Raw genomic sequence first — 26082 nt, 5'->3', positions numbered from 1 at the left:
GTGCGGAGGTGGGACGACGAAAATCGAATTCTAACGAATGACCGATTTCTGTCCCACTCTCTCTATTTTCAATCTATTTCACAAAAGCCAATTCCTTGTCACTAGACAAGTCTTCTCGATAATTGAAACCCGCAAAGCTGAGCTTTTTAATCTCTTCAACCGAAGTTACCTGACCTTCCATCAAGGCTGTTAAGAAATCCCCTCTAGCTTTTTTAGAAATGGTTGAGTGGATTTTTAGTTTTCCATCTCTATCTTCCATAAACTTGAAGGTCACCATTTTCTTACGGATTTCTTTAGGAAAGACATTTTCAAATTCCGAAGACAAGAGAGAAAAGATTAAATCCTGGTCTTTCATTGACTCCTCATAGGCTCCTTGCCAGTGACTTTTCAGGGTTTTTCCAGCGACTTTAAGTTTCATCAAAAAGTCCAGTCTGTGAGGTGCAATCGGCGCAAAGGCTGGAATCACACCATAGAGAGCTGACGTTATCATGAGGTGTTTTTCGAGATAGGCTTGCTCCGCTTTGGTTAGATTATCCCGTTTGATATTGCGATACATGAGTCCATCAAAGAGGTGCAAGGCTGGATAGTTTGTCGCAGTTTCATTTTTCAAGGCCTGGATATGGTCATACTCCTCTTGTGCTTTTTCGGCAGATATCTTGTAAAAGCTCTCCAGTTCTTGGGCAGAGTATGTCGCCAATGCATCCAGCACTGCCTGACTTTCAGGACGCAAAGGTTGCGCCTCTAAACTAGGGATTTGGGTATTCATTTCTTTTGCAGTTGGGATTAGAATTTTCATAGTGTTAGTGTAGCATATTTTTTTAGGACTACCAAGGATTTGCACTTAAAAACCTCGGTTACTACCGAGGCTTCTTTCCTTATTTTGGCAATCCTAACCAGATTGCAAAGAGAACTAGTGCTGTTCCAAGGCAGCTCGTCAAGATAGATGAAAGAGTAAACTTTTTCTCCTTTAGGTGAGAAAATCCTATCTTCAAAGCAAAAAGACCAAGCAACATCGAACCAATCATCAGATAAAATCCCATTTGACTGTCCTCCATTTATTATTCTTTCATTTATTATCACAAATTTCAAACAAGAGTGCAAGAAAAACGATGTTGTTTCCTTAAGCTTGAAGGATGGACCCTGATCTAGGATACAAGGCCTATATGATAATCCCTTCCAAATGATCGAGTTCATGCTGACAAATCTGCGCTGGAAAACCCGTCAGGGTAATGGTCTGCTCTTGCCAATGGATATCCCGATAAGCCACGGTAATTTTTTCGTAACGAGTTGTCGGTCTGACTCCTGTCAAAGATAAACATCCTTCCTCCGTCTTATAAGGACCTTCAAAGGATTGGAGAATAGGATTAAACATGACCATGGGAATCATTCCGATATTGAAAATAATGGCGCGTTTTTGTACCCCAATCATATTGGCGGCTAGTCCAACACAAGTTTCTCGGTTGGCCTGTAGGGTATCCTGCAAATCCGTTGCTAGGGGTAAATCTTCCTGACTAGCTGGCTGAGATTTCTGCGACAAAAACAAGATATCTGTTACAACTTTCTTTTCCAAAATTCTTCCTCCATCTGTATCATTCTACTTGATTATAGCATAAAATCTTTGGCAGTTTATATTTACATAAAAACAAAAAGCCATCCGAAGATGACTTTTCATAGTGCTTAAATAGCGTTTTTATCTTTTCCAAGCGCTCGTTGAACTGCTTTGACAATCTCAACAAGAACCACAATCATGAGTGCTCCTACAGCGACCGCCATCCACTGAGTCAAACTCAAATGAGAAACGTGGAAGAGACTGTTAAATCCTGGAACTACAATCGTAGCCATCAAGAGGACAAATGCAACTGGGATTGACCAGTTAAAGGTTTTGTTCTTGAAGAGTCCAACCGTAAAGATTGATTGGTAAACAGACTTGACGTTAAAGGCATGGAGCAATTGGATCAAACCGAGAGTTGCAAAAGCCATGGTAAGGGCATCTGCGTGGATTTCACTTTGAACTTGATGCTCTGGGAAGAGAAGAGCCCAACCATAAACACCAAGCACTAAGATGGTTTGGAATACACCTTGATACATGATGGCACCGAAGACACCACCGTCAAAGAAGTTGGATTTACGTCCACGAGGCTTGTGAGTCATGACTCCTGGTTCAGCTGGTTCAACACCAAGAGCGATAGCTGGTAGCGTATCTGTTACCAAGTTAATCCAGAGTAGATGCACTGGTTGCAACACATCCCAACCAAAGAGGGTTGCAAAGAAAATGGTGAAGACCTCAGCCATATTGGCAGACAAGAGGTATTGGATGGATTTTTGGATATTAGAGAAGACCTTACGTCCTTCTTCTACCGCTACGATAATAGTTGCGAAGTTATCATCAGCAAGGACCATATCAGAAGCTCCCTTAGAAACCTCTGTACCAGTAATCCCCATACCGATACCGATGTCAGCTGTCTTAAGTGATGGCGCATCGTTAACTCCATCACCTGTCATGGCAACAACCTTACCTTCTTTTTGCCATGCTTTCACGATACGAACCTTGTGCTCAGGTGATACACGTGCATAAACAGAGTATTGCTTGAAGACTTTTTGGAACTCTTCATCAGAGAGTTCATTCAACTCAGCACCAGTAAAGACATGATCTTCCGTATCATTTGGATCGATGATACCGAGACGTTTAGCGATAGCTTCCGCTGTATCTTGGTGGTCACCAGTGATCATAATCGGACGGATACCCGCTTCCTTAGCGACACGAACAGCTTCTGCTGCTTCAGGACGTTCAGGGTCAATCATTCCGACCAAACCAGAGAAGATGAGGTCAGACTCAACGATTTCAGATTCCAAGGTTGGAATTTCGTTACTTGTCTTGTAAGCCATCATCAAGACACGAAGGGCTTGTTTGGCCAAATCTTTGTTGGTAGCAAGGATGGCTTTCTTATCTTCTTCTGTGATTGGACGAACTTCCCCATTGACTTCGATACGAGTCACGAGCTTGAGCAATTGGTCAGGCGCACCCTTCACAGCGATGAAGTAAGAACCGTCTGTTTCCTTATGAATGGTAGACATGAGCTTACGGTCTGAGTCAAATGGCAATTCAGCCACACGTGGCTCATCCTTCAAGACTTCACGAACGTCAAAGTTGTGGTCCAAACCAAACTGTACAAGAGCTGTCTCCGTTGGATCACCAATCAATTTGCCAGATGGATCCACCTTGGTATCATTGGCAAAGTTCATGATACGAAGGGTATTGTTGCTAGCAGCAATTTCAGATGCCGAGCTTTGCAATTGACCGTTGGTATAAACCTTTTCAACCGTCATTTGGTTCATGGTCAAAGTACCTGTTTTATCAGATGCGATGATTTCTGTTGAACCAAGTGTTTCAACTGCTGGTAATTTACGAACAATCGAATTACGTTTGGCAAGGGTTGTTGTTCCCAAAGATAGAACGATGGTAACAATGGCAGGAAGACCTTCTGGAATCGCAGCAACCGCAAGAGCAACCGCAACCATCAAGCCTTCCAACGGATGTTCACCACGAACGAATACACCAACCAAGAAAGTAATAACGGCAATCACAACAATCAAGTAAGTTAAGGCCTTAGATAATTGTTCCAAGCTTTGCTTCAACGGTGTCTCTGTCTCGTCGGCATTAGCCAACATATCTGCAATCTTACCAACTTCTGTATACATACCAGTATTGGTTACGACACCAATACCACGACCGTAAGTTACGTTTGAGTTTTGGTAACCCATATTGACACGATCACCGATACCAGCATCTACCTCAACAAGTCCTGTCACATCTTTTTCAACTGGGACAGACTCCCCTGTAAGAGCAGCTTCTTCGATTTTAAGCGAAGCTGCTTCAAACAAGCGCATATCCGCAGGAACGACATCTCCCGCTTCTAGTAAGACAATGTCCCCAGGTACCAATTCTTTTGAGTCAATCTCAATAACATGACCATCACGACGAACACGGGCCATGGGACTAGACATATTTTTCAACGCTTCAATGGCTGCTTCTGCTTGACCTTCTTGGTAGACCCCGAAGGCAGCATTCAAAACAACAACGGCCAAGATGATGATGGCATCTGTTAAACCATCCATCCCTTCTGTAATGACCGAAAGTGCCGCTGCCGCAAGCAAGATGATAATCATCAAATCCTTAAATTGATCAAGGAATTTAGCTAGTAGGCTACGTTTCTCTCCCTCTTCCAACTCATTACGACCATAAGTCGCTAAGCGTTCTTGAGCTTGAGCAGTTGACAAACCTTCGACAGATGAGTCCAAGTTCTTTAGGACTTCTTCTGCGGTCTGGGTGTAAAACAAGTCTTTATTTTGTTCTTTTGACAAAACAGTCTCCTCCTTTTTGGCCTCTTTTTACAAAAAAAGAGACCTGTTTTTTAAAAAAACAAGTCTCGCTGTTTAATATAGTACCGGAAATGATTTCGTAATGACGACACTATCGCGGTTTCCCGCCAGCTACTCCCTTGAGTAGTTCTATTATATCAGAATTTCAAAAGTTTTCAAGGGTTGAGGTGGAATCACTCATCACTCTCATCATAGATGCGATCACTAGTAATATTTCTTGAACCACACTTATTTTCTAGATAGATTCTTCCGATATAGTCACCAATAACTCCAAGACTAATGAGTTGAACACCCCCAAATAAACTTACTATTGCATAAGTGCTTACCCATCCAGCAACATCTGTGCCAACAAGATTACTCCAAAAAATCCAAATTATCATTAAAAAACTAAACAGTGAAGTTATGATTCCCAAGCTAATAATCAAGCGAATCAGTTTAGTAGACTGGCTAGTAATTACATCTATTATCAGACCATGCACTTTAGAGATTTGATTGTGGCTCTTATCTGCTATCCTTTTCAAAATAGGTATTGATTCCAGTTTCTCTAATCCTTTTGCAGCAGAAGGAATCAAGAGTAGGACATAAATGTAGACATATTGACTCTTTGTTTCCCAGAAGATATGGAAAAAGAATCCTCCGAGAAAGAAAATAATTGTAAACAGTTCAAAAGCAGAAAACTTTTTACTTCTAATATTATAGACTACAGAAATCAAAGTTAGTAAATAGATTGAAACCGTAAGAACTTTACCAAAAGAATTCAAAAAATGGTATCCATTTTTTTCTTCATAAATACTCTTCAAAATTCTAGAATTCTGGACATTTCCTAAGTCAGGAAGTGGACCAGTCCATATTGATTGGAAAGTTGGTTCCAACCATGTTGATAGAATTTTTTTATAAAAAAATTCTATCAACATGGTTGATTATAAAAAGTTAGCATATTTTTTTTAAGATCATTTTTTGCTTGTTCAACAGCTTTAGGTCTATCAAAATCATTATTTTTTAGTAGCCATGTATTGTAACCATCCCACCAACCTCCGATACTAGGTGCGACAGGACTATCTTGTGTCCCCATAGTAACATAAGCAAGCATAGGTAACCCTTGAGAAATGGGAACATGAGTAACACTTTGATAATAACTCTTCAAAAGGAATGAAGATGCAGGAATACTTATTACTATTAGGAATGTTACAATTAATTTCCGCCAATTAACATTTTCTAAAAAATTGAAAACTTGTATCAATGTAATCGCGATGACGAAAATAAAATAATTATTTCTAATCAGACATGCTATAGCGAAACTTAGTATACTAATCATCGCATTAGAATAGTGAGAAGTTTCATTGTATTTTAAAAGGTGATAGTATCCCAATAAAACAAAAAATAACCCTGGTATAGTTCCATAAGCAAATAGCTGGAAGAAAAAATGTGGGAAAAATAAGAACGACAATATAATGGTGTAATTCGTTACTAACTTATTTTTAAAAAGCTTCAAACTAATTCTATAAATAAAGAAATTTGTTCCTAAAATAAAGAGGAGGTTAAAAAAATATATAATTCTTTCATTCTTAAAATACTGAAAGAAAAAAGCGTATATCCTGTCAAATGTGGTTAATCCTAATTGATGTGGATATACATACAAATAAGCACCCTCTTTAGTTAAACTACTAAAATTACCGTTATTAAAATCTACTGCAGTATTAAAAACAATGGAAGCATCGGCTCTTAATCCACCAACTATACGAATAATAAGAAAGAGTCCTAAAACAAAATAGACAATGGACAGGATTAAGAATAATTTTTCGGATGAGATTTTTTCGATTAACTGTTTACTTTTAAAGAATAACAGTATAAATAGCATAATTAGTATTGGAAAATACCAAGTTGAATATGAAAATTCAATTCTTTCTTTTGCAGATAAAGGCATATAAACCGTAAATACTAACGAAGATAAAATTAGCCATGAAAGAATAGCGGATGTTAAATAAAAGATAATTTTATAAAGTAATGATGCTATTTTATTAAATTTGTTATATAGTTTCATTGTATCAATCTTTCTATTCTCCCTCTACCTCTGTACTCTGATATGTACGTTCGCTAATAATATATCTTGGACGGCGCTTGGTTTCTAGATAGATTTTTCCAATATATTCCCCAATTACACCAAGACTAATCAGTTGAACCCCGCCAAGCAAGCTTACAATGGCGTAGGTACTAGCCCAACCAGCTACAACCGTTCCTGAAAATTTACTCCACAAAACCCAGATTATCAACAAAAAACTAAAGAGGGAAGTCATAACACCCAAGCTGGTAATCAAGCGTATGGGTTTAATAGACAAACTCGTAATTCCATCCATTGCTAGGCCGAGCATTTTAGAAAGTGGATAGTGGCTCTCACCAGCAATCCGCTCATGGCGTTTATAAGTTACATATGAATACTTAAATCCTACAAGTGGCATAATTCCACGAAGGAACAAGTTTACTTCTTTAAACTTAGCAAGTTCATGAATAAATCGTTTGGAGACTAAACGATAGTCCGCATGGTTAAAAACGACATCCGCTCCAAATAGTTGCATCACTTTGTAAAAACCTTCTGCAGTAATCCTCTTGAATGCTGAATCTGTATCACGATTATCGCGAACGCCGTAGACTATCTCTGAACCTGTCTTATATTCAGCAATCATCTGATTCATACAATGAATATCATCCTGTCCGTCTGCATCAATGGTAATCACGATATCCGCAAATTCTGCAGCTTCATACATTCCAGCAAGGACACTACTTTGATGGCCTCGATTTCGGCTCTGTGAAATACCTACTACATATGGATTTGATGTAGCATATTCTTGGATAAGCTCCCAAGTTTGATCCTTACTTCCATCGTTGACATACATGACCTTACTTAATGGATGGACTTCTTGGTTTTTCACAAGCTCCTCAATTTTTCCAACAAACATTGGGTTAGTATGAGGTAATACTTGCTCTTCGTTATAACATGGAATCACGATATATAAAATCGGATTATTTCTACTCATTTTTGACTCCTAACCTTTTAATCCCAAAGGGAAAGTTTGTCCCTCTAAATACCCTTACAATCAATTCACAACCTATTAAAGTCAATATTACCACAACACTTGTTGTAATATAACCATTCACAAAAATACCGGTGTATCTTGTAGATAATTGTAAAACTAATTTTTCAACCAGTACTAAAACAATCGGAGCATGTACACCATAGTATATTAAGGTTCTTTGACCAATTGATTTCAAGAGAGTCAGTTCAGGGATTGATTTAAAAAATATGAGGGTGGACCATATACCTGAAATTGCAGCAATGTAAAATAAGAGATGGTTCCCTATCCGCTGATAGTAGAGATCAACAATCTGTTTTTCACTCAAATGATAGTTCAATCTACCAACAAATATAGTTAGCAATAAGGCAAGTGGCAGATAATAAATTGCAAAAAACTTTTCTAGTTGCGCTATATATTTTCTCAATCCTACACCTAAGAGTGTAAAGATAGTGGCTACAGGGACTAAGTCAATATTCCAGATAAGATAAAAATTCCAGGCATAGATTTTTTGTCCCAAAATAACTAAAAATAAGAGTGATACACTAATCAAAAACCATTGGATGATGGTCCATTTTTTTCTGAGAATAAAGTAACTAAAAACATGTGCTAAAAACATGACATTCAGAAACCATAACTGAAAATAAACATGCAAGCGGTCTGACAACAATAACTGTTTAGCAAAATGAATAAGATTAAAACTAAACACTTGTTCAGGGTACATGACAAAAAGTTGAAAGAGAAAAACAAAAATATTCAGGCAAAAAAAGGGAACAACCAAACTTTTCACCTTGCTAAGAAAATACTCCTTAAATGTTTTGTATTTAGTCACATTTAAAGTAAAACCTGACAAGAAGAAAAATAAGGGGATATGAAAAACATAGAGAAGTATTTTGGCACGAAGAGGTACAAAACTACTGTGTCCTATAATAACAAGTATGATTGCTAGACCCTTAGCCATATCTAGGTAGCCTATTCGCTTTTTCATCCTATCTATCTTCTCCTGTTCTTAGTCGATAAAGATTCATATCAGAAGTGACTTCCTCAACTTCTTCAAAATAAACATCTTTCTGGTAATGTTCTTTCATAATTTTTTTTACTCTATCCATATTTCCTGAGGAAGGTGACCAGAAGAATAGGATATTCTCCTTATCAATAGCTGAAGAAAGAAGATTGCTGGGCTCCTCAACATTATACTTTTTCATTAATTGATAATAATGTGGCGAAAAAGTTTGCCAGTTACCTAAGGTGGTTGTATTTTCAATCAATTGATCGGGCTTCGTTCTAATCGTAGCCAAGCTCGGTTGAGAATTGACAAGTGTTCCATAGCCACCAAAAACAAGCAATTTATCAGAATGTTTTTCCACTACATCATGATACTCTGATACCATTGATGATTGAATGTTTGGAAACCAATAAAGTCCTTCTCCTACACTATTAACCCAAACCAGACACGCCACCATTCCTACTAGTTGACAGCTATAAAAAATTCCTCTTTTTTTCAACAGTTTACGCTTTGAGTAAAATAAAGGAGCATAGTAGACAAAAAAGATTAAAAAGCTAATGATAATTGGAATATAGACACGCTCTACTACTCTTTGCCTAACAAATAGAGCACCAATCAGCGCAAACGGGACAAGAGGGAGTAGCCATCCATAGAATTTCTTGGGCTTCAAAAACACAAACCAGCCAATCATAACAAAAAGAAAGCTTGTCAAAATGATATTTTGGAAATAATCTGACACCATCTGAAGCACATTAAACGAGTACTTTTCAGAGAAAGAACGTACGGATTGAATTTTTGTTAATAGCTCATTGTTCAAAGCATCTTTTTCAGCAAACAGCCAATAAGTTGAAGCAGATAAATCATTTTCACTGACTCCCAGTTCCTGAAATTCCTTTGCATGTTTCTCATAATCAATCGCAGGAAAATCTCGTAAATTGGTACTCAGAGTATTCCAAGTTAGGTATTCTTGAACATCTGGTCTCGTTAAGGTATAAACTTTATTGGAAGCAAAGATAAGCAAAATAACAGCAGATAACAAGAATAATTCTTTTTTCTTGTTTTCTTTGATTACTTCAAAAACTAGGAAGGGGAGTAAAAGTAATAATAAACTGGCAATAATTTGTGGTCTAATCGACAACCCTATTAAAGACAAGAGCATTCCTGTTACGTATTTTCGATCAAATAATAATAGTATAGCTGCTGTCGATAACAAGTAAGCAATTACTGAGAACGAAAAATACTTCATTAAAACCATTTGAAGTAACATTACTAAGGGAAGTAAGAAATAATATTTCTTTCTAAAAAAGAAGTCCAAATAGATGCTAAAACTCAAGCAAAAACTAAGAGCTAAGAAAATAAAATAAATATTCCAATTTGTAAATAATTGCTGAAGGAATACTAAAGCAGATGATAACAAAATCCCAATATAGGGAAGCAACATATTATCTCCAGACAATATGGTTTGATTGACCATGATATCATCAACCACTGGATAATCAAATCCCTTCATCAATCTATATCCATAAAAAATAAGAAATGGTAGCAACAGCAAACCAATTCGAATCACTCTATCTATGATTTGTTTATGGTTCATCAAAAAACTCTTTCCAAAATAAATATTACCTTATCATTCTATCATATTTCAAAATAAAAATCTGTTGATTTCTGAATAAATATCCTAATGGCCATTTGAATTTTCCATGGAAAACTAGTATAATGAAAAAATACAAAATCCTAGAAAGGGAGTTAGATGAATCAATCGGTTTCAAACTTAAAATTAGCTGAGCGTGGTGCCATTATCAGCATCTTGACCTATCTATTCTTGTCTGCAGCTAAGCTAGCGACCGGACACCTCCTCCATTCATCCAGTTTGGTAGCTGATGGTTTTAACAACGTTTCAGATATTGTTGGAAACGTGGCCCTTCTCATCGGGATTCGTTTGGCTCGCCAACCGGCAGATAGAGATCATCGCTTCGGCCACTGGAAAATAGAAGACTTGGCAAGTCTCATCACTTCCATCATCATGTTTTACGTCGGTTTTGATGTTCTACGAGATACCATTCAAAAGATACTCAGCCGAGAGCAAACAGTCATTGATCCTCTTGGGGCGACTCTGGGAGTCATCTCTGCTATCATCATGTTTGCAGTTTATCTCTACAATACTCATCTGAGCAAGCAAGCTAAGTCCAAAGCCCTTAAGGCAGCAGCCAAGGATAATTTGTCAGATGCCGTAACATCTATTGGAACATCTATTGCTATTCTAGCCAGCAGCTTCAATTATCCAATCGTGGATAAGCTGGTCGCCATTATCATTACCTTCTTTATCCTCAAGACTGCCTATGATATCTTTATCGAATCATCTTTCAGTCTTTCTGACGGTTTTGACGAACACTTGCTCGAAGATTATCAAAAGGCTATCATGGAAATTCCTAAGATTAGCAAGGTCAAATCACAACGCGGTCGTACTTACGGAAGCAATATCTATCTGGATATCACACTTGAGATGAACCCAGATCTGTCTGTTTTTGAAAGTCATGAAGTTGCGGACCAAGTTGAATCCATGTTATCAGAACGCTTTGGTATCTTTGATACAGACATTCATATCGAACCAGCACCAATCCCTGAAGATGAAATCTTAGATAATGTCTATAAAAAATTGCTCATGAGAGAGCAACTGATTGACCAAGGAAATCAACTGGAAGAGTTACTTGCAGAAGACTTCATTTATATCCGCCAGGACGGACAAGAACTGGACAAGGATGCCTATAAGGCTGAAAAAGAACTGACATCTGCCATTAAAGAGCTTCATCTAACCTCTATCAGTCAGAAAACAAAACTCATCCGCTACCAAGTCGGTGATACCATTCATACCAGTATCTGGCGCCGTCACGAAACTTGGCAAAATATTTTCCATCAGGAAACGAAAATAGAAAAAGAGAGTGGGACAGAAATCGATAATTCGTTAGAATTCGATTTCGTCGTCCCACCTCCGCACAGTTGAGTAGGGCTGTAAAAGCTGATGAAATCAGCGTAGTAGAGCCCACTCAACCACTGCGTCTTGCTCGACAATCCAACATCAAAAAGAGGCTAGGACTTTTGTCCCAGCCTCTAATTTTTTATTCTTATTTTGCAACGCTCTTAGCAAGAACGAAGTTCCCTAGTGTAGCTGAACCATTACCCGCAACTGCTGGAGTTACGATATAGTCACGTACATCTGGTACTGGTAGGTAACCATTGAGTAAGGCTGTGAATTTCTCACGCACACGGTCAAGCATGTGTTGTTGAGCCATAACTCCACCACCAAATACAATCACATCTGGTCGGAAAGTTACAGTAGCATTTACTGCAGCTTGAGCGATATAGTAGGCTTGAACATCCCATACAGGGTTGTTCAGTTCAATGTTTTCCCCACGAACACCTGTACGAGCTTCCAAACTTGGACCAGCTGCATAGCCTTCCAAACATCCATTATGGAAAGGACAAACACCGTTGAATTCTTTTTCAATATCCATTGGGTGTCTAGCCACATAATAGTGACCCATTTCAGGGTGACCAACACCACCGATAAACTCCCCACGTTGGATAACACCTGCTCCGATACCTGTACCGATTGTGTAATAAACTAAGTTTTCGATACGTCCGCCAGCATTATTACGGGCCACCACTTCACCGTAGGCAGAACTGTTAACGTCTGTTGTGAAGTACATTGGTACGTTCAAAGCGCGACGTAGAGCACCAAGCAAGTCTACATTTGCCCAGTTAGGTTTTGGAGTTGTTGTGATAAATCCGTAAGTTTTTGAGTTTTTATCGATATCAATAGGACCAAATGAACCAATGGCAAGGCCTGCAAGATTATCAAATTTTGAAAAGAATTCGATCGTTTTATCGATTGTTTCAATAGGAGTCGTTGTTGGAAATTGTACTTTTTCTACAACGTTAAAGTTTTCATCACCGACAGCACAGACAAATTTTGTACCGCCCGCTTCCAAGCTTCCATATAATTTTGTCATGATAAACCTCTAGTTTTTATTTTCTCTATTATAGCATATTTCCAGACTGAAAATTGCTCAATATTTTAGATTTTCCTCTGTAAATTTTACCATTCAAGCAAAAACGAACAAACATGACATTTGTTCGTTTTTATGAATCTATTAAGCTTTAACTTCGATGATTGCATCACCCTTAGCAACTGATCCAGAAGCAACTGGATTTACTGAAGCAAAGTCCGCAGTGTTTGTCACGATAACCATTGTTGTGTTATCAAGACCTGCAGCAGCAATCTTAGCTGAGTCAAATGTTCCAAGAACATCTCCAGCTTTAACCTTGTCACCTTGAGCAACTTTATGGTTGAATCCTTCACCGTTCATTGAAACAGTGTCGATACCAACGTGGATCAAAATTTCAGCTCCGTTAGCTGTTCTTAGGCCATAAGCATGTCCTGTTGGGAAGACAATTGTCACTTCAGCATCAGCTGGTGCGTAAACGACATCTTCACTAGGTTTTACAGCGATACCTTGTCCCATAGCTCCACTTGAGAAGACTGGATCATTCACATTTGAAAGAGCAACGACATCACCAACGATTGGTGTTTGAATAACACCTTCGCTCGGTGCAACAACAGCACCAGTAACTGCTTCTTCAGTCAAACGATCTGTTTCAGCTTCAGTAATAGCACCTGCAGCTTCTTCTACTTCATCTTCATAACCAAACATGTAAGTAAGAGCAAAACCAAGTACAAATGATACAGCTACCATAAGAAGGTATTGTAGAAGTTGTCCGTTACCAATGTAAAGCATTGTACCAGGGATGATTGTGATACCATTACCAGTACCAGCAAGTCCAAGGATAGATGCCAATCCACCACCGATTGCACCAGCAATCAATGAAAGGAAAAATGGTTTACGGAAACGCAAGTTAACCCCGAAGATAGCAGGCTCAGTAATACCTAGGAAGGCAGAAAGAGCAGCTGGGAAAGCAAGTGTTTTAAGTTTAGGATTTTTAGTTTTCACACCAACGGCTACTGTCGCAGCACCTTGAGCAGTCATGGCAGCTGTGATGATAGCGTTGAATGGGTTAGCATGGTCAGCAGCAAGCAATTGAACTTCAAGCAAGTTGAAGATGTGGTGAACACCTGATACGACGATTAATTGGTGAACTCCACCAATCAAGAAACCACCAAGTCCGAATGGCAAGTTAAGAATTGCTTTAGTTCCAATGAGGATGTAGTTTTCAACAACGTGGAAGACTGGTCCGATAACAAACAATCCAAGAATTGACATTACAAGGAGTGTTACGAACGGTGTTACCAAGAGGTCAAGTACATCTGGAACAACCTTGCGAACTGCTTTTTCAAACTTAGCTCCGACAACCCCGATAATGAAGGCTGGAAGAACTGAACCTTGCAAACCTACAACTGGGATAAATCCGAAGAACTGCATTGCAGTTACTTCACCACCAGACGCAACAGCCCAGGCATTTGGAAGCGAACCAGAAACGAGCATCATACCAAGAACGATACCAACGGCTGGGTTACCACCGAATACACGGAAAGTTGACCAAACAACCAAACCTGGCAAGATAATAAAGGCAGTGTCAGTCAAGATCTGAGTATAAGTTGTCACATCTTCTGGAAGTGTCATTCCAAGAGCAGTCAAGAGACCACGAACACCCATGAAGAGACCAGTTGCTACGATAACTGGAATGATTGGAACGAAGACGTCACCGAAAGTACGGATGGCACGTTGGAACCAATTTCCTTGTTTAGCAGCTTCTGCTTTCATTTCAGCTTTTGTTGAAGTTGGCAAACCAAGAGCTACGACTTCATCGTACATCTTGTTTACTGTACCAGTACCAAAGATGATTTGGTATTGACCTGAGTTAAAGAAAGCACCTTGAACTTTTTCCAAGCTCTCGATAGCATCTTTGTTAATTTTCGCTTCATCTTTAACCATAACGCGAAGACGAGTCGCACAGTGAGCTACACTATTAACGTTCTCACGTCCACCTAAGGCTTCGATGACTTTTTTTGCAATTTCTGTATTCGTCATTTGCAAAAATCTCCTTATAAAAAATTTGTAAAATGTTTGAAAGCGATTTTATCCGCCCTACGCATATAATTCTATCATGTTTTTAAAATATGTCAAGCGTTTTGCAGAAAAAAAATTAGCATTTTGAATTTTTTGATTGTTTTTGATGTTTTTGAATAGAATATTCTTGTTAATTGCCTATTATTAAAAGGTTTTTGCTAGGTAATTTTCAAAAACTTTCATATTTTCATTCATTTTCATAAAACATCACCTTTATTTTCTGTCAATCGTTTGACATTTTTTTCTTAAATCCGATATAAAAGACTTGCTTTTTTAAAAGGAAACGTTTACTATAAAGATAGTAGAATTTATGGAGGGAATATAAATGGAATGGACAACGGAACGTCGCTACAGACGCTATGAAGATTGGACTCAAGAAGAAATCAAACAAATTCAAGAAAATATGGCTCAGTCTCCATGGCATACAAGCTATCACATCGAACCAAAGCAAGGTCTTTTAAACGATCCAAATGGTTTTTCATATTTCGATGGCAAATGGGTTGTTTTTTACCAAAATTTCCCCTTCGGAGCAGCTCATGGTTTGAAATCTTGGGTTCAGCTTGAAAGCGACGACTTGGTTCACTTTACTGAAACAGGTGTAAAAATATTACCTGATACTCCTCTGGATAGCCACGGTGCTTACTCAGGATCTGCAATGCAGTTTGGGGATCAATTGTTCTTATTTTATACAGGAAATGTACGTGATGAGAATTGGATTCGCCACCCTTATCAGATTGGTGCCTTAGTGGACAAGGATGGAAAGATTGAAAAGATTGACAAAATCTTAATTGATCAACCTGCTGATGCTACTGACCACTTCCGCGATCCACAGATTTTCAACTTTAAAGGACAATACTACGCTATCGTTGGTGGTCAGGATTTGGACAAAAAAGGATTTGTCCGTCTCTATAAGGCTATCGATAACGATTATACAAACTGGCAAGAAGTCGGAGACCTTGATTTCAACAATGACCACACTGCTTATATGATGGAGTGCCCAAATCTAGTCTTTATCAAGGAACAGCCAGTTCTTCTCTACTGCCCTCAAGGTTTGGACAAAAAGGTCCTTGACTATGACAACATTTACCCAAATATGTATAAAATTGGCGCTTCCTTTGATCCAGAAAATGCTCGTATGGTCGATGTCTCAGAACTTCACAATCTTGATTGTGGATTTGAAGCCTATGCCACTCAAGCCTTCAACGCTCCTGATGGTCGCGCCCTGGCAGTCAGCTGGCTTGGTCTCCCAGACGTTTCTTACCCATCTGACCGTTTTGACCACCAAGGAACTTTTTCATTAGTCAAAGAACTTACCATTAAAGATGGCAAACTCTATCAGTATCCTGTAGCTGCTATCAATGAACTCCGTGCTTCAGAAGAGGAATTTTCAAATCGTTCTGAAACTAAAAACACCTACGAACTTGAACTGAACTTAGAAGCTGATAGTCAAAGTGAAATCGTCCTTCTTGCTGATAAAGACGGCAAGGGGCTATCTATCAATTTTGACCTTGTCAATGGCCAAGTAACCGTTGATCGTAGTCAAGCAGGTGAACAATACGCACAAGAATTTGGAACCACTCGCTCATGTCCAATTGACAATCAAGCTACAACTGTCAATATCTTCATTGACAATTCAGTCTTTGAAATTTTCATCAATAAAGGAGAAAAAGTATTTTCTGGTCGTGTCTTCCCAGATAAGGATCAAAATGGAATCCTTATCAAATCTGGAAACCCAACTGGAACTTACTATGAATTAGAATATGGTCGCAAAACTAACTGATGTCGCTGAGCTAGCCGGTGTTAGTCCAACAACCGTCTCACGCGTTATCAACAAAAAAGGATACCTATCAGAAAAAACGATACAAAAAGTTAAGGATGCTATGCGTGAGCTAGGCTATAAACCCAATAACTTAGCTCGCAGTCTTCAAGGAAAGTCTGCCAAATTAATCGGTTTGATTTTTCCTAAAATTAGCCATGTCTTCTATGCTGAATTGATTGACAAATTGGAACATGAACTTTTTAAAAAAGGATACAAGACTATCATCTGTAATAGTGAACACGATTCGGAAAAAGAACGCGAATACATCGAAATGTTAGAAGCCAACCAGGTGGACGGTATCATTTCAGGAAGTCATAACTTAGGTATCGAAGATTACAATCGCGTGACTGCTCCTATCATCTCCTTTGACCGTAACCTATCTCCAGATATTCCTGTCGTTTCTTCTGACAACTACGCTGGCGGAGTCCTAGCCGCTCAGACCTTGGCTAAAACCGGAGCCAAATCGATCATCATGATTACAGGAAATGACAATTCCAACTCTCCAACTGGTCTTCGTCATGCAGGTTTCGCTTCGATCTTACCAAAGGCTCCTATTATCAATGTTTCCAGTGATTTTTCTCCTCTTCGTAAGGAAATGGAAATCAAAAACATCCTAACCAAACAAAAACCCGACGCCATCTTTGCATCGGATGATTTAACAGCTATCCTCATTATCAAAATCGCTCAGGAACTTGGTATCTCTGTTCCTGACCAGCTTAAGGTGATTGGCTATGACGGAACTTACTTTATCGAGAATTACTACCCTCATCTCACTACCATTAAACAACCTATGGAAGAAATTGCTCGCCTGACAGTTGATTTACTACTGCAAAAAATTGAAGGCAAAGAGGTTGCCACAACAGGTTATTTCTTACCCGTTAGTCTCTTACCAGGTAAAAGTATTTAAGCACAAGAAAACTCAGACTGTTTTAGTCTGAGTTTTTTATGATCTTAAATGTTTCAAAAGTGTTTGGGCTTTTTCTAAATTAAAGGTTTTTTCAGCAATCAAGCTTTCTACCAACTTAGGCACTTCTACCTCTGTAGCTCCTGCAAGGAGGGCTAGAGACTTCGCTTGAAGTTTCATGTGTCCATGCTGAATCCCTGTACTGACCAGAGCTTTAAGAGCTGCAAAGTTTTGGGCGAGACCAATTGAAACGATAATTTGAGCCAATTCTTTGGCGGATGGATGGCCTAACAACTCATGACTGATGACGACTCGAGGATTGAGACCAATCGAACCACCTTTGGTAGCAACAGGCATGGGCATAGTCAGATCACCAATGAGTTCTTCTGTTTCCAAATCCATAGTCCAACGACTGAGACCTTTATAGCTACCATCATGACTTGCATAGGCATGAGCTCCTGCTTCAATGGCACGCCAGTCATTTCCAGTCGCAATCAAGAGGGCATCAATCCCATTAAAAATTCCCTTGTTGTGAGTAGCTGCTCGATAAGGATCTGCTTGAGCAAACTGGCTGGCTAAAACCATTTTTTCTGCCAGTTCACGCGCTTCATCCTTCTGGCGACTCAAATAACGAAAGGCAATCCGACAAGTTGCAGTTACTAGAGAGTCTGTTGCGTAGTTGGATAAAATGCCCATTAAACTTTGCCCTTGACTGAGAGTTTCTAGACTAGGTTTTAAAGCCTCAAGCATGGTATTGAGCATATTGGCGCCCATGGCTTCCTGAGTATCTACATGGAGATAAATCACTAAAAAGTCTGTCTCACCAGAAATTTTCTCAACCTTTAAATCACGAGCACCGCCACCCCGTTTGACAATAGAGGGATAGGCTTGGTTTGCTAGTTCCAGCAATTCCGCCTTCTGACTCAGAATAGCCTGACAAGCTCGCTCTCTATCCGGAACCTGATAGAGGGCAACCTGACCAATCATTTGTCGTTGATGAACCTGAGCAGTAAAACCACCCGCACGTTTGATAATCTTGCTTGCAAAACTAGCTGCAGCAACAACAGATGGCTCTTCGGTCACATAAGGAACGGTGTACTCTTGACCGTTTACCAGTACTTCTGGCACCACTGAGTATGGAAGTGAGAAGGTCCCCACTACATTTTCACTCAGTTGGTCCGCAACTGCTATACTAAGATTTTCATTTTGCTCGAGACTTTCTTGGGCTTCCATAGAAGTAAGCGCCTGAGACTTAACAAGCTCTAGGCGCTCTTGAATTGATTTTTTAGCAAATCCATTCCAATTTTTTTTCATTATTTTTCAACCTTGCTGTAGCGACGTTGGTGTTCTACAATCTCAACCAGAGCATAGTCCTGTCCCTCATAGCCTGACATGGTTGCTGAACCAGACTCATCCAAGTTTGCTTCCTCAAAGAAGATTCGTTCATAATCAGCTACGCTCAATGCTTGGCGCTGGTCTAGCAATTCTAAGCGATTTTTCTGCAATTGCTGTTCATAGCCTTCAACCAATTCTACACTGAAGAACTCAGATACAGCACCACTACCATAGCTATAGAGAGCTAGCTTGTCCCCTGCTTTGAGACTATCAGAATTTTCAAGAAGAGACAAGAGCCCTAAAAAGAGTGAACCTGTATAAATATTCCCCACCTTTTGGCTATAAATAATGGATTCATCAAAGTGTTTTTGAAGTAAATCCTTTTTCTCTTGAGGTAGAGATTTATCAAGAATTTTTTTCAATCCCTTGAGAGCAAGCTTTGGATATGGCAAATGGAAACAAATAGCTTCAAAATCATTCAAGTCGCAATCATAACGCTTTTGGTACTCTTCCCAAGTCGTTTTTAAGCTGTCCAAATACTGCTGTGTTGAATATACTCCATTAACAAACGGTGTCGTTGAATAATTTGGACGCCAAAAGTCCATGATATCACGAGTCTGCGCAACGTTATCGTTGTTGAAGACCATAACACGTGGATTTTGACTAATCAACATGGCAACACAGCCTGCTCCTTGGGTTGGTTCCCCAGGAGTTTCGACACCATATTTTGCAATATCACTAGCTAGTACCAACACTTTTGATTTTGGAGAATTTTCTACGTGTAACTTAGCATAGTGAAGAGCCGCAGTTGCACCATAGCAAGCTTCCTTGATTTCAAAACTACGAGCAAAAGGTTGAATTCCAAGCAAACCGTGTACAAAAACCGCAGCCGCCTTACTTTGATCGACTCCTGATTCTGTCGCTACGATAACCATATCAATCTCTTGCTTATCTTCTTCAGTCAGGATAGAATTTCCTGCACTAGCAGCCAAGGTAACAACATCCTCTGTTAAAGGAGCAATACTCAATTCTTTTAAAAGGAGTCCTTTACTCAATTTTTCAGGATCAGTTCCTCGAGCTTCTGCTAAATCTTGTAATTTCAAAACGTATTGACTGGTCGCAAAACCAATCTTATCAATACCGATTTTCATATTTACCTCTATTTTTATCATTCATTATAAAAATTCGTTCACCTCTATTTTATCATAATTGAGGTCAAATGAGCGAAAAAAGACTTGATTCCCCAAATCAAGTTCATCTCCATCTTCCTATCCATGTTCTTTCAGCCACTCTACCAACGAAAAAATCGAGTCTTAGCTCGCTCGATTCTTTTTGAGATAATGATACAATTTCAACAAAACTGTTCCACTGGCCATTCCAATGGAAATTACGAGAGCCAACATCATGACTAACATGGCACTAGAAATGGCATGTCCGTAGTCACCTGTAACGAAGAAGGAAGTTGTTCTATAGGATAGGTAACCTGGAACTAGTGGTGCCAGAATAGCTAGTGCAAAAACTACTGCTGGCGTTTTGTAGAGGATACTCATAATCTGACTAATACACGAACCAATTACAGCGGCAATAAAGGTCGCCAAAATAACATTAGTTGGCTCCTTGAGTATTAGATAGAGCAGCCAGATTGACATACCCAAAACTCCACCAGGAATGAGCATGGAACGTTGGACATTTAAAACGATTAAAAAGGTGATAATGGCAAGCAAACTTGCCAGAGCTTGCAATAAAAATGTTGTTACTGTCATATTAGTTCATGAGTACGAGGGCGACTGATGTTCCAGCCCCCAAGGCAAGGGTAATCAGCAAGGATTCAAACATCTTGCTCATACCAGAGTTAATGTGATTGGTCATAATATCTCGAACAGCATTGGTCAGGGCAATTCCGGGAACAAATGGCATTACCGCACCTGCAATGACCAAATCAGCTGTCGATGGCAAACCAGAATAGCGTGCCCAAAATTGTGCAATCAAACCGAAGACAAGAGCACCTGCAAAAGCTGTCATAAAGGGAATACGGATAAATTTTTCTACATAGAGGGAGAAGGTAAAGGCAAATAAGGTTGCTACTCCTGCACCAATGGCATCGTAGGCATTCCCCCCGAACATGATCGAGAAGAAGGGAGCACTAAGGGTCGCTGCAGCAGTTAGCTGAACATTGGTGTAGGGAGATGCCTTAGCATTTAATTGCTTGAGTTTGATAAAGGCTGTCTCCAAATCAAGCTGCCCTGATACAAGCTGCCGTGAAATCTGATTGACATCGCAAACCTTCTCGATATTATAGGAAGAGGAAGTCACTCGTTTCATTCGAGAGATATTTGTGTTCTCAATGGAGAAAAAAATGGCTGCAGGCATGGCCAAAACATTACAATCCATAATGCCTTGTGAATGCGCAATCCGAATCATAGTATCTTCGACACGATAAATTTCAGAGCCATTGCGAAGCAGAATCGTTCCTGCTAGCATAATGAGATCAATAACTGCGTTCAGTTTTCTTGATTCGTCCATGTTCCCCTCCTTTTTAAACTTCTTTTATTTTATCATAAATTTTAAGGAAAAAAAATCTTTGCCACAAAAACTGTGACAAAGATTGATTAGTGATCACCATTATGATTCTCAGACGGAACATTAGATGATGGAGCTGTAGTAGTTTGAGGTTCTCTAATCTGTGGCGAAGTCTCTCCACGATTTGGATTTACTTGTGAAGGATTTGTTGTTGTCGTAGTTGTTTTCGGCTTATAGATAGAAATCTTAATCCGAGTTTTATTCAAATCTACACCTTCACCTGGTTTTGGACTTTGACTAACTACAGTCTCTTCAGCAGTTCCTTCAGGAGCTGTTGAGACCTCTACCACTTCAATATTAGCCTCTTTTACACCTACAATCTGAATCAAGTTATTCTTGGTAAATTCAAGGCTTGATCCAATATAACTTGGCATAGGAACAGTTGTTACCTTCTTGGCTACTGTCAAAGTAATCTCTGTCGCCTTACTGAGATCATAAGTGGTTCCTTCTGACAAACTCTGTTTCATAACAAGGCCTGCCTCTGTTTCACTTGATTCTTCTTCTACAACTTTAATGAGATTTTCAGGGACTTTTTTCCCTTTCAGTTCTGCTATGACGTCCGTAGATTTGCGTCCAACATAGTTTCCAATCTTAAACGATTGCTGACCTGAAGAAATAATAAGATTGACTTTAGTCCCTTCCTTGCGAGCTGAACCAGCATTTGGATCTGTTCGAATAACTCGGCCTTCTTCTACTGTATCACTAGCTTCAGACTTCTCTTCACCAATTTCAAAATTAGCTTTTTTAAGTTTTTCCTTAGCTTCAGCTACAGTTTGTCCTGCAACATTTGGAATTTCAACAGTTGCTGGTGTTTTCGATACAATCCAAAAGAGAGAAGCTAAAACAAGTATAAAGCTGGCTAAAAGCACCAAATATCTCGCTTTAAAACGACGCTTCTTGACTGGTTTTGCAACAGCTTCTTTACCCGGTGCCTTTTTAGCCGGATTTTGGCTCTGTGGAGCTTCTTCCTTCGGTTGCACTTTAGGAATCGCTGTTAAGGTAGACTGTGACATTTTCGGTAAAGTTTTTGTATCAACTTTACTCGTATCTTCAAATACTAACTTTGGTTCATTTCGACGGTTATAAGAAAGGCTGCTCAATAAGTCAACATACATTTCTGAAACAGTTTGATAACGGTCTATTAACTTTTTAGCTGTCGCTTTTATAACTACGTTTTCCAAGGATTGTGGTACTGATGGATTTTCAGCAATGACAGAAGGAAGTGGTTTTTGGAAATGTTGAAGTGCAATGGTCACAGCACTATCACCATCATAAGGAATATGACCTGTCAACATTTCGAAAAAGATAATTCCCATTGCATAAATATCACTCTGTACGGTTGCCTTAGACCCACGCGCCTGCTCAGGTGATAGATAATGAACAGAACCCAACATGGAATTGGTCTGTGTCAAACTGGTTTCCGCAAAGGCCACTGCAATCCCAAAGTCAGTCACTTTTGCAGTTCCATCAGGAGTCAAGAGTATATTTTGAGGTTTTAAATCTCGGTGAATAATCCCCTTTGCATGCGCTAAACGCATCGCCAAGAGAATTTGACCCATGATACGAACAGCTTCCTCGTTTGATAGAGGGTAGTGTTCTTTGATATAGCGTTTGAGGTCAAGCCCAGCTACATATTCCATAGCTAGGTACTGTTGACCGTCTTCTTCACCGATATCCGTAATTCGAACGATATGAGGATGATCTAGGTCTGCCATCGCACGCGCTTCACGCTGAAAACGTGCAACAGCGATAGGGTCCGTCTGATAGTTGGTCCTTAGGACCTTCACAGCAACCTCTTCCCCATCAAGAATCAAATCTTTGGCCAGGTAGACATCTGCCATTCCTCCCCGGCCAATTTGTTTGATAATCCGATATCGTCCGGCAAATATCTTGCCGATCTGGATCATTTTGATTCCTCCTCAATCGCAATCAAGGCAACCGTGATGTTGTCAAGCCCTCCAGCATTGTTTGCAAAACGTACTAAGGTTGCCGCCTTGTCATCAAGCGAAATATCACTTGTCACGATATCATAGATTTCGCTACCAGAAATCATGTTGGTTAGACCATCACTATTTATAACGATATAGTCACCCGGTTCCAAGCTCATGATCCCTAAATCAGGTTGAATCTCATCCTTTTGTCCAATAGACTGAGTAATGATATTTTTTTGTGGATGCGCTTCAGCTTCTTCAGGTGTTAATTGACCTGCCTTGAGCAACTCATTAACTAATGAATGATCATTCGTTAATTGGTGGTACTCTTCACCACGAATCAAGCCAATACGAGAATCACCAATGTGAGCATAGATAGCTTGATTATCAATGATTGCAAGGGCTTCTAGAGTTGTCCCCATTCCTTTATATGCTTCATCACGCCCCAATTGATAAATCTTTTGATTTTCAATTTCTAGGTGTTCTGCAAACCATTCTCGAACTTCATTCACAGTGTCAATCTGAGTATCTACCCAGGCAGCACCTAAATCCGTTACCGCCATCTCACTGGCAATATTACCCGCTCGGTGTCCTCCCATCCCGTCAGCCAAGATGATCATCGTGCGACCGGCACGGTTGACAAAAAGATTGACATAGTCTTGATTATTTGTACGTTTCTGACCCACATCTGTTAATAATGAAATCTCCATTGTGTCAGTTCCTTCCTAATTGGATATCTTGCGAAATTGGCTGATAAAGAATCCATCACTTCCATACAATTCAGGAGTAATGAGGATACAACCATCTTTCAGAATATCCTTGCATTCGTGTTCTAGTTTAACCTGCTCGAACTCTGGATGACTTTCTAAAAATGCTTGAACAACTTGAAAGTTCTCCTCAGAGACAATAGTGCAGGTACTATAAGTTATTATACCACCTTTACGTAGTGTTTGACAAACACTACCTAATATTTCCAACTGAATTTTCTGTAATGACGCGAAATCAGCAGTGTCTTTATTGTATTTGATATCTGGTTTTCGACGTAATAGACCAATCCCTGAACAAGGAGCATCAACCAAAATCTTGTCAAATTGATCCTTGCCAAAAAACTCATGCACTTTTCGTGCATCCAATTTTTGCGTTTGAACACGGTCCGCTACACCTAAACGCTCCGCATTTTCTTGAATCAAAGTGAGTTTATGATCGTAGAGATCCAGAGCTGTTACCTGACCTGTCGTTAGATAAGACGCCATATGGGCTGTCTTGCCACCTGGAGCCGCACAAGCATCTAAAACCTGCTCATCTCCTTGTAACTCTAGTGTCGGTGCAACCAACTGACTAGACTCATCCTGGATGGTAATAGCACCTTCAGCAAATAAGTCATGGCTAGCAAAATGCCCCTGCTCCTTGACTAGACCAGTGGGTGCCAAGAGCGAATCACTTGCACCAAGCAGAGCTTTTATTTCCTCTTTTCGACTCAAGTCGGTTACGCGAATACTGGCTTTATTACGCTTGAGTAGACTTTCAAAAATCGCTTGAGCTCGCTCTTCTCCATACTCTTCCTTGAGCTTAGAAACCAACCAAACTGGAAGAGAGTAAGCAATGGAATCACGCTTATTTTTTCGTTTGATAGTGGTGATATCTGGCAATCCCTCACGCAAGATACGGCGCAAAACTGCATTGACCAATTTTTCACTACCTTTCTTACGAGCTTTTGCAATTTCTACTGCTTCATTGACTACTGCATGGTCAGGAAGCTTATCCAAGTACTGGAGTTGATAAACGCTCATAAGAAGCAGAACGTAGAGCCAACTATCTAGCTTATCTCTATCTTGGATAAAATGAGACAGGTACCATTCCAGAGTCAGTTTTCGGGCTACCGTACCGTAGACAATCTCTGTCACCAAACCTTTGTCAGCCGCTGACAGTTGACTTCCCTTGAGGTGTTTATTTAAGGCGATATTTGAGTATGCCTGATTGACAAGGACGTCCTCTAGCACCTCCAAGGCTAAACTTCTAGCCGTTTCTACTTTAGTCACCAAATCGTTCTCCCACTGCCAAAGTCCGTCCCACACCGTTAAGGAAGGAAGCAATGTCCATCTTAGGTTTTCCTGCTGGTTGAACCTGTTTAAGAGACAGGGCTCCTTCTGCTGTTGCGACAATCAATTCTTTCTTACCGATGGAGAGTATCTCACCCGGATTTCCCTGACCTTCTACAGGCAGTGCTTCATAGATTTTGAAGCGTTCTCCCTTGAGGAAGGTATGGGCAACTGGCCATGGATTCATCCCACGAATTTGGTTAAAGAGTTGGCGGTTAGTCTTGTTCCAGTCCAATTTTTCTTCCTCAGGTTTGATATTTGGTGAGAAAGTTACCTGGCTTGGATCTTGCGGTTCTGGCTGAATTTCACCAGCTATATAAGCAGGAAGAGTCTCCAAAAGCAAATCACGCCCCACTATCGCCAATTTTTCAAACAAGGTACCGACATTATCCTCATCTGTAATAGGGATGCTCCGACGGGAAATCATATCTCCTGCATCCATTTCCTTAACCATTTCCATAATGGTCACTCCTGCTTCCTCATCACCTTGAATCAAAGCATAATGGATAGGAGCTCCACCACGGTGCTTTGGAAGAAGCGAAGCATGAACGTTGACTGCAAAGTCCATGCTATCAAGGAGCTTACTTGGGAGAAATTGTCCAAAAGCTGCAGTCACAATCCCATCAGCACCCAAATTCATGATAGCTTCCATCTCTGGACTACACGATAATTTTTCTGGTTGGTAGATAGGAAGTCCTGCTTCTTTGGCAGCTTGTTTGACTGGGGTTTCTTGGATAACTTTCTTACGGCCGACAGCTCGATCTGGCTGAGTTACAACCGCTACAATCTCATAGCGATCATCTGTCAAAAGACCCTTTAAAACGGTCGCTGAAAACTCGGGAGTTCCCATAAAGATTAGTTTTGTCATCTTTTC

Annotated in this window: 22 protein-coding genes; 3 read left to right on the top strand and 19 right to left on the bottom strand. The window is 39.8% G+C overall.

The genetic code is table 11. The annotated features are described in order from the left end of the window. Window positions 1-73: 73 nt before the first annotated feature. From yaaA to KJR31_RS00460, 9 genes are all read right to left on the bottom strand, one after another. Window positions 74-796 carry a peroxide stress protein YaaA gene (gene yaaA, locus KJR31_RS00500; RefSeq protein ID WP_214261591.1) on the bottom strand — a complete coding sequence of 241 codons (723 nt, stop codon included), beginning with the start codon at window positions 794-796 and terminating at the stop codon, window positions 74-76. 79 nt (window positions 797-875) lie between these two features. Then, window positions 876-1040 carry a DUF3953 domain-containing protein gene (locus KJR31_RS00495; protein WP_214261590.1) on the bottom strand — a complete coding sequence of 55 codons (165 nt, stop codon included), beginning with the start codon at window positions 1038-1040 and terminating at the stop codon, window positions 876-878. 119 nt (window positions 1041-1159) lie between these two features. Further along, window positions 1160-1570 carry a peptide deformylase gene (locus KJR31_RS00490; RefSeq protein WP_214261589.1) on the bottom strand — a complete coding sequence of 137 codons (411 nt, stop codon included), beginning with the start codon at window positions 1568-1570 and terminating at the stop codon, window positions 1160-1162. Between the two features lie 107 nt (window positions 1571-1677). Further along, a complete protein-coding gene (locus KJR31_RS00485; RefSeq protein WP_214261588.1) occupies window positions 1678-4362 on the bottom strand; it encodes a cation-translocating P-type ATPase in 2685 nt (894 codons plus the stop codon). A 191-nt stretch (window positions 4363-4553) separates the two neighbouring features. Then, window positions 4554-5294, bottom strand: a complete 741-nt coding sequence (locus KJR31_RS00480; protein ID WP_214261587.1) for a hypothetical protein — start codon at window positions 5292-5294, stop codon at window positions 4554-4556. Further along, window positions 5288-6421, bottom strand: coding sequence for a beta-carotene 15,15'-monooxygenase (locus tag KJR31_RS00475; protein WP_214261586.1), 1134 nt, complete (start codon window positions 6419-6421; stop codon window positions 5288-5290). Before KJR31_RS00475 ends, KJR31_RS00480 begins: the two co-directional genes overlap by 7 nt. Before the next feature lie 13 nt (window positions 6422-6434). Beyond that, window positions 6435-7412: a glycosyltransferase family 2 protein gene (locus tag KJR31_RS00470; RefSeq protein WP_214261585.1), complete on the bottom strand. Its 978-nt coding sequence runs from the start codon at window positions 7410-7412 to the stop codon at window positions 6435-6437. Further along, a complete protein-coding gene (locus tag KJR31_RS00465) occupies window positions 7405-8409 on the bottom strand; it encodes an acyltransferase family protein (RefSeq protein WP_250319661.1) in 1005 nt (334 codons plus the stop codon). Before KJR31_RS00465 ends, KJR31_RS00470 begins: the two co-directional genes overlap by 8 nt. A gap of 28 nt (window positions 8410-8437) precedes the next feature. Next, complete coding sequence (locus KJR31_RS00460; protein ID WP_214261583.1) at window positions 8438-10048, bottom strand: hypothetical protein; 1611 nt, start codon at window positions 10046-10048, stop codon at window positions 8438-8440. Between the two features lie 156 nt (window positions 10049-10204). Between KJR31_RS00460 and KJR31_RS00455 the strand changes: the two genes are divergently transcribed. After that, the gene (locus KJR31_RS00455) at window positions 10205-11455 is read left to right on the top strand and encodes a cation diffusion facilitator family transporter (RefSeq protein ID WP_250319660.1); all 1251 of its coding nucleotides are present in this window, start codon (window positions 10205-10207) and stop codon (window positions 11453-11455) included. A gap of 121 nt (window positions 11456-11576) precedes the next feature. Here the strand turns inward: KJR31_RS00455 and scrK are convergent, their stop codons facing one another. Both scrK and KJR31_RS00445 read right to left on the bottom strand, forming a co-directional pair. Further along, window positions 11577-12464: a fructokinase ScrK gene (gene scrK, locus KJR31_RS00450; RefSeq protein ID WP_214261582.1), complete on the bottom strand. Its 888-nt coding sequence runs from the start codon at window positions 12462-12464 to the stop codon at window positions 11577-11579. Window positions 12465-12605: 141 nt separating this feature from the next. Beyond that, on the bottom strand, window positions 12606-14501 hold the full coding sequence (locus tag KJR31_RS00445) for a sucrose-specific PTS transporter subunit IIBC (RefSeq protein WP_214261581.1): 1896 nt from the start codon (window positions 14499-14501) through the stop codon (window positions 12606-12608). Window positions 14502-14865: 364 nt separating this feature from the next. On the opposite strand from KJR31_RS00445, the gene KJR31_RS00440 reads away from it, so the two are divergent. Then, window positions 14866-16320: a sucrose-6-phosphate hydrolase gene (locus KJR31_RS00440; protein WP_214261580.1), complete on the top strand. Its 1455-nt coding sequence runs from the start codon at window positions 14866-14868 to the stop codon at window positions 16318-16320. Beyond that, on the top strand, window positions 16301-17266 hold the full coding sequence (locus tag KJR31_RS00435) for a LacI family DNA-binding transcriptional regulator (RefSeq protein WP_214261579.1): 966 nt from the start codon (window positions 16301-16303) through the stop codon (window positions 17264-17266). The genes KJR31_RS00440 and KJR31_RS00435 overlap by 20 nt, the downstream gene beginning before the upstream one ends. 36 nt (window positions 17267-17302) lie before the next feature. On the opposite strand, the gene KJR31_RS00430 is transcribed toward KJR31_RS00435, so the two are convergent. The 8 genes from KJR31_RS00430 to fmt form a co-directional block, all read right to left on the bottom strand. Beyond that, window positions 17303-18577 carry a hydroxymethylglutaryl-CoA reductase, degradative gene (locus KJR31_RS00430; RefSeq protein WP_214261578.1) on the bottom strand — a complete coding sequence of 425 codons (1275 nt, stop codon included), beginning with the start codon at window positions 18575-18577 and terminating at the stop codon, window positions 17303-17305. Then, window positions 18577-19749 carry a hydroxymethylglutaryl-CoA synthase gene (locus KJR31_RS00425; protein WP_214261577.1) on the bottom strand — a complete coding sequence of 391 codons (1173 nt, stop codon included), beginning with the start codon at window positions 19747-19749 and terminating at the stop codon, window positions 18577-18579. Before KJR31_RS00425 ends, KJR31_RS00430 begins: the two co-directional genes overlap by 1 nt. 162 nt (window positions 19750-19911) lie before the next feature. Next, window positions 19912-20361 (bottom strand): threonine/serine exporter family protein, encoded by a 450-nt coding sequence (locus tag KJR31_RS00420; RefSeq protein ID WP_045615322.1) that lies wholly within the window; start codon window positions 20359-20361, stop codon window positions 19912-19914. Between the two features lies 1 nt (window position 20362). After that, window positions 20363-21121 carry a threonine/serine exporter family protein gene (locus KJR31_RS00415; protein ID WP_214261576.1) on the bottom strand — a complete coding sequence of 253 codons (759 nt, stop codon included), beginning with the start codon at window positions 21119-21121 and terminating at the stop codon, window positions 20363-20365. 86 nt (window positions 21122-21207) lie between these two features. Then, window positions 21208-23085 (bottom strand): Stk1 family PASTA domain-containing Ser/Thr kinase, encoded by a 1878-nt coding sequence (pknB, locus tag KJR31_RS00410; protein WP_214261575.1) that lies wholly within the window; start codon window positions 23083-23085, stop codon window positions 21208-21210. Then, complete coding sequence (locus KJR31_RS00405; protein WP_214261574.1) at window positions 23082-23819, bottom strand: Stp1/IreP family PP2C-type Ser/Thr phosphatase; 738 nt, start codon at window positions 23817-23819, stop codon at window positions 23082-23084. The genes pknB and KJR31_RS00405 overlap by 4 nt, the downstream gene beginning before the upstream one ends. Window positions 23820-23834: 15 nt before the next feature. After that, window positions 23835-25148, bottom strand: a complete 1314-nt coding sequence (rsmB, locus tag KJR31_RS00400) for a 16S rRNA (cytosine(967)-C(5))-methyltransferase RsmB (protein WP_214261573.1) — start codon at window positions 25146-25148, stop codon at window positions 23835-23837. Continuing rightward, on the bottom strand, window positions 25141-26076 hold the full coding sequence (gene fmt / locus KJR31_RS00395; RefSeq protein ID WP_214261572.1) for a methionyl-tRNA formyltransferase: 936 nt from the start codon (window positions 26074-26076) through the stop codon (window positions 25141-25143). The genes rsmB and fmt overlap by 8 nt, the downstream gene beginning before the upstream one ends. Window positions 26077-26082 lie beyond the last annotated feature (6 nt).

The organism is Streptococcus infantis, assembly GCF_018499575.1.
GTDB classification, from domain to species: Bacteria; Bacillota; Bacilli; order Lactobacillales; family Streptococcaceae; genus Streptococcus; species Streptococcus infantis_K.
The sequence above is the reverse complement of the archived record's forward strand: the minus strand, read 5'-3'. Positions and strand labels throughout refer to the sequence as shown.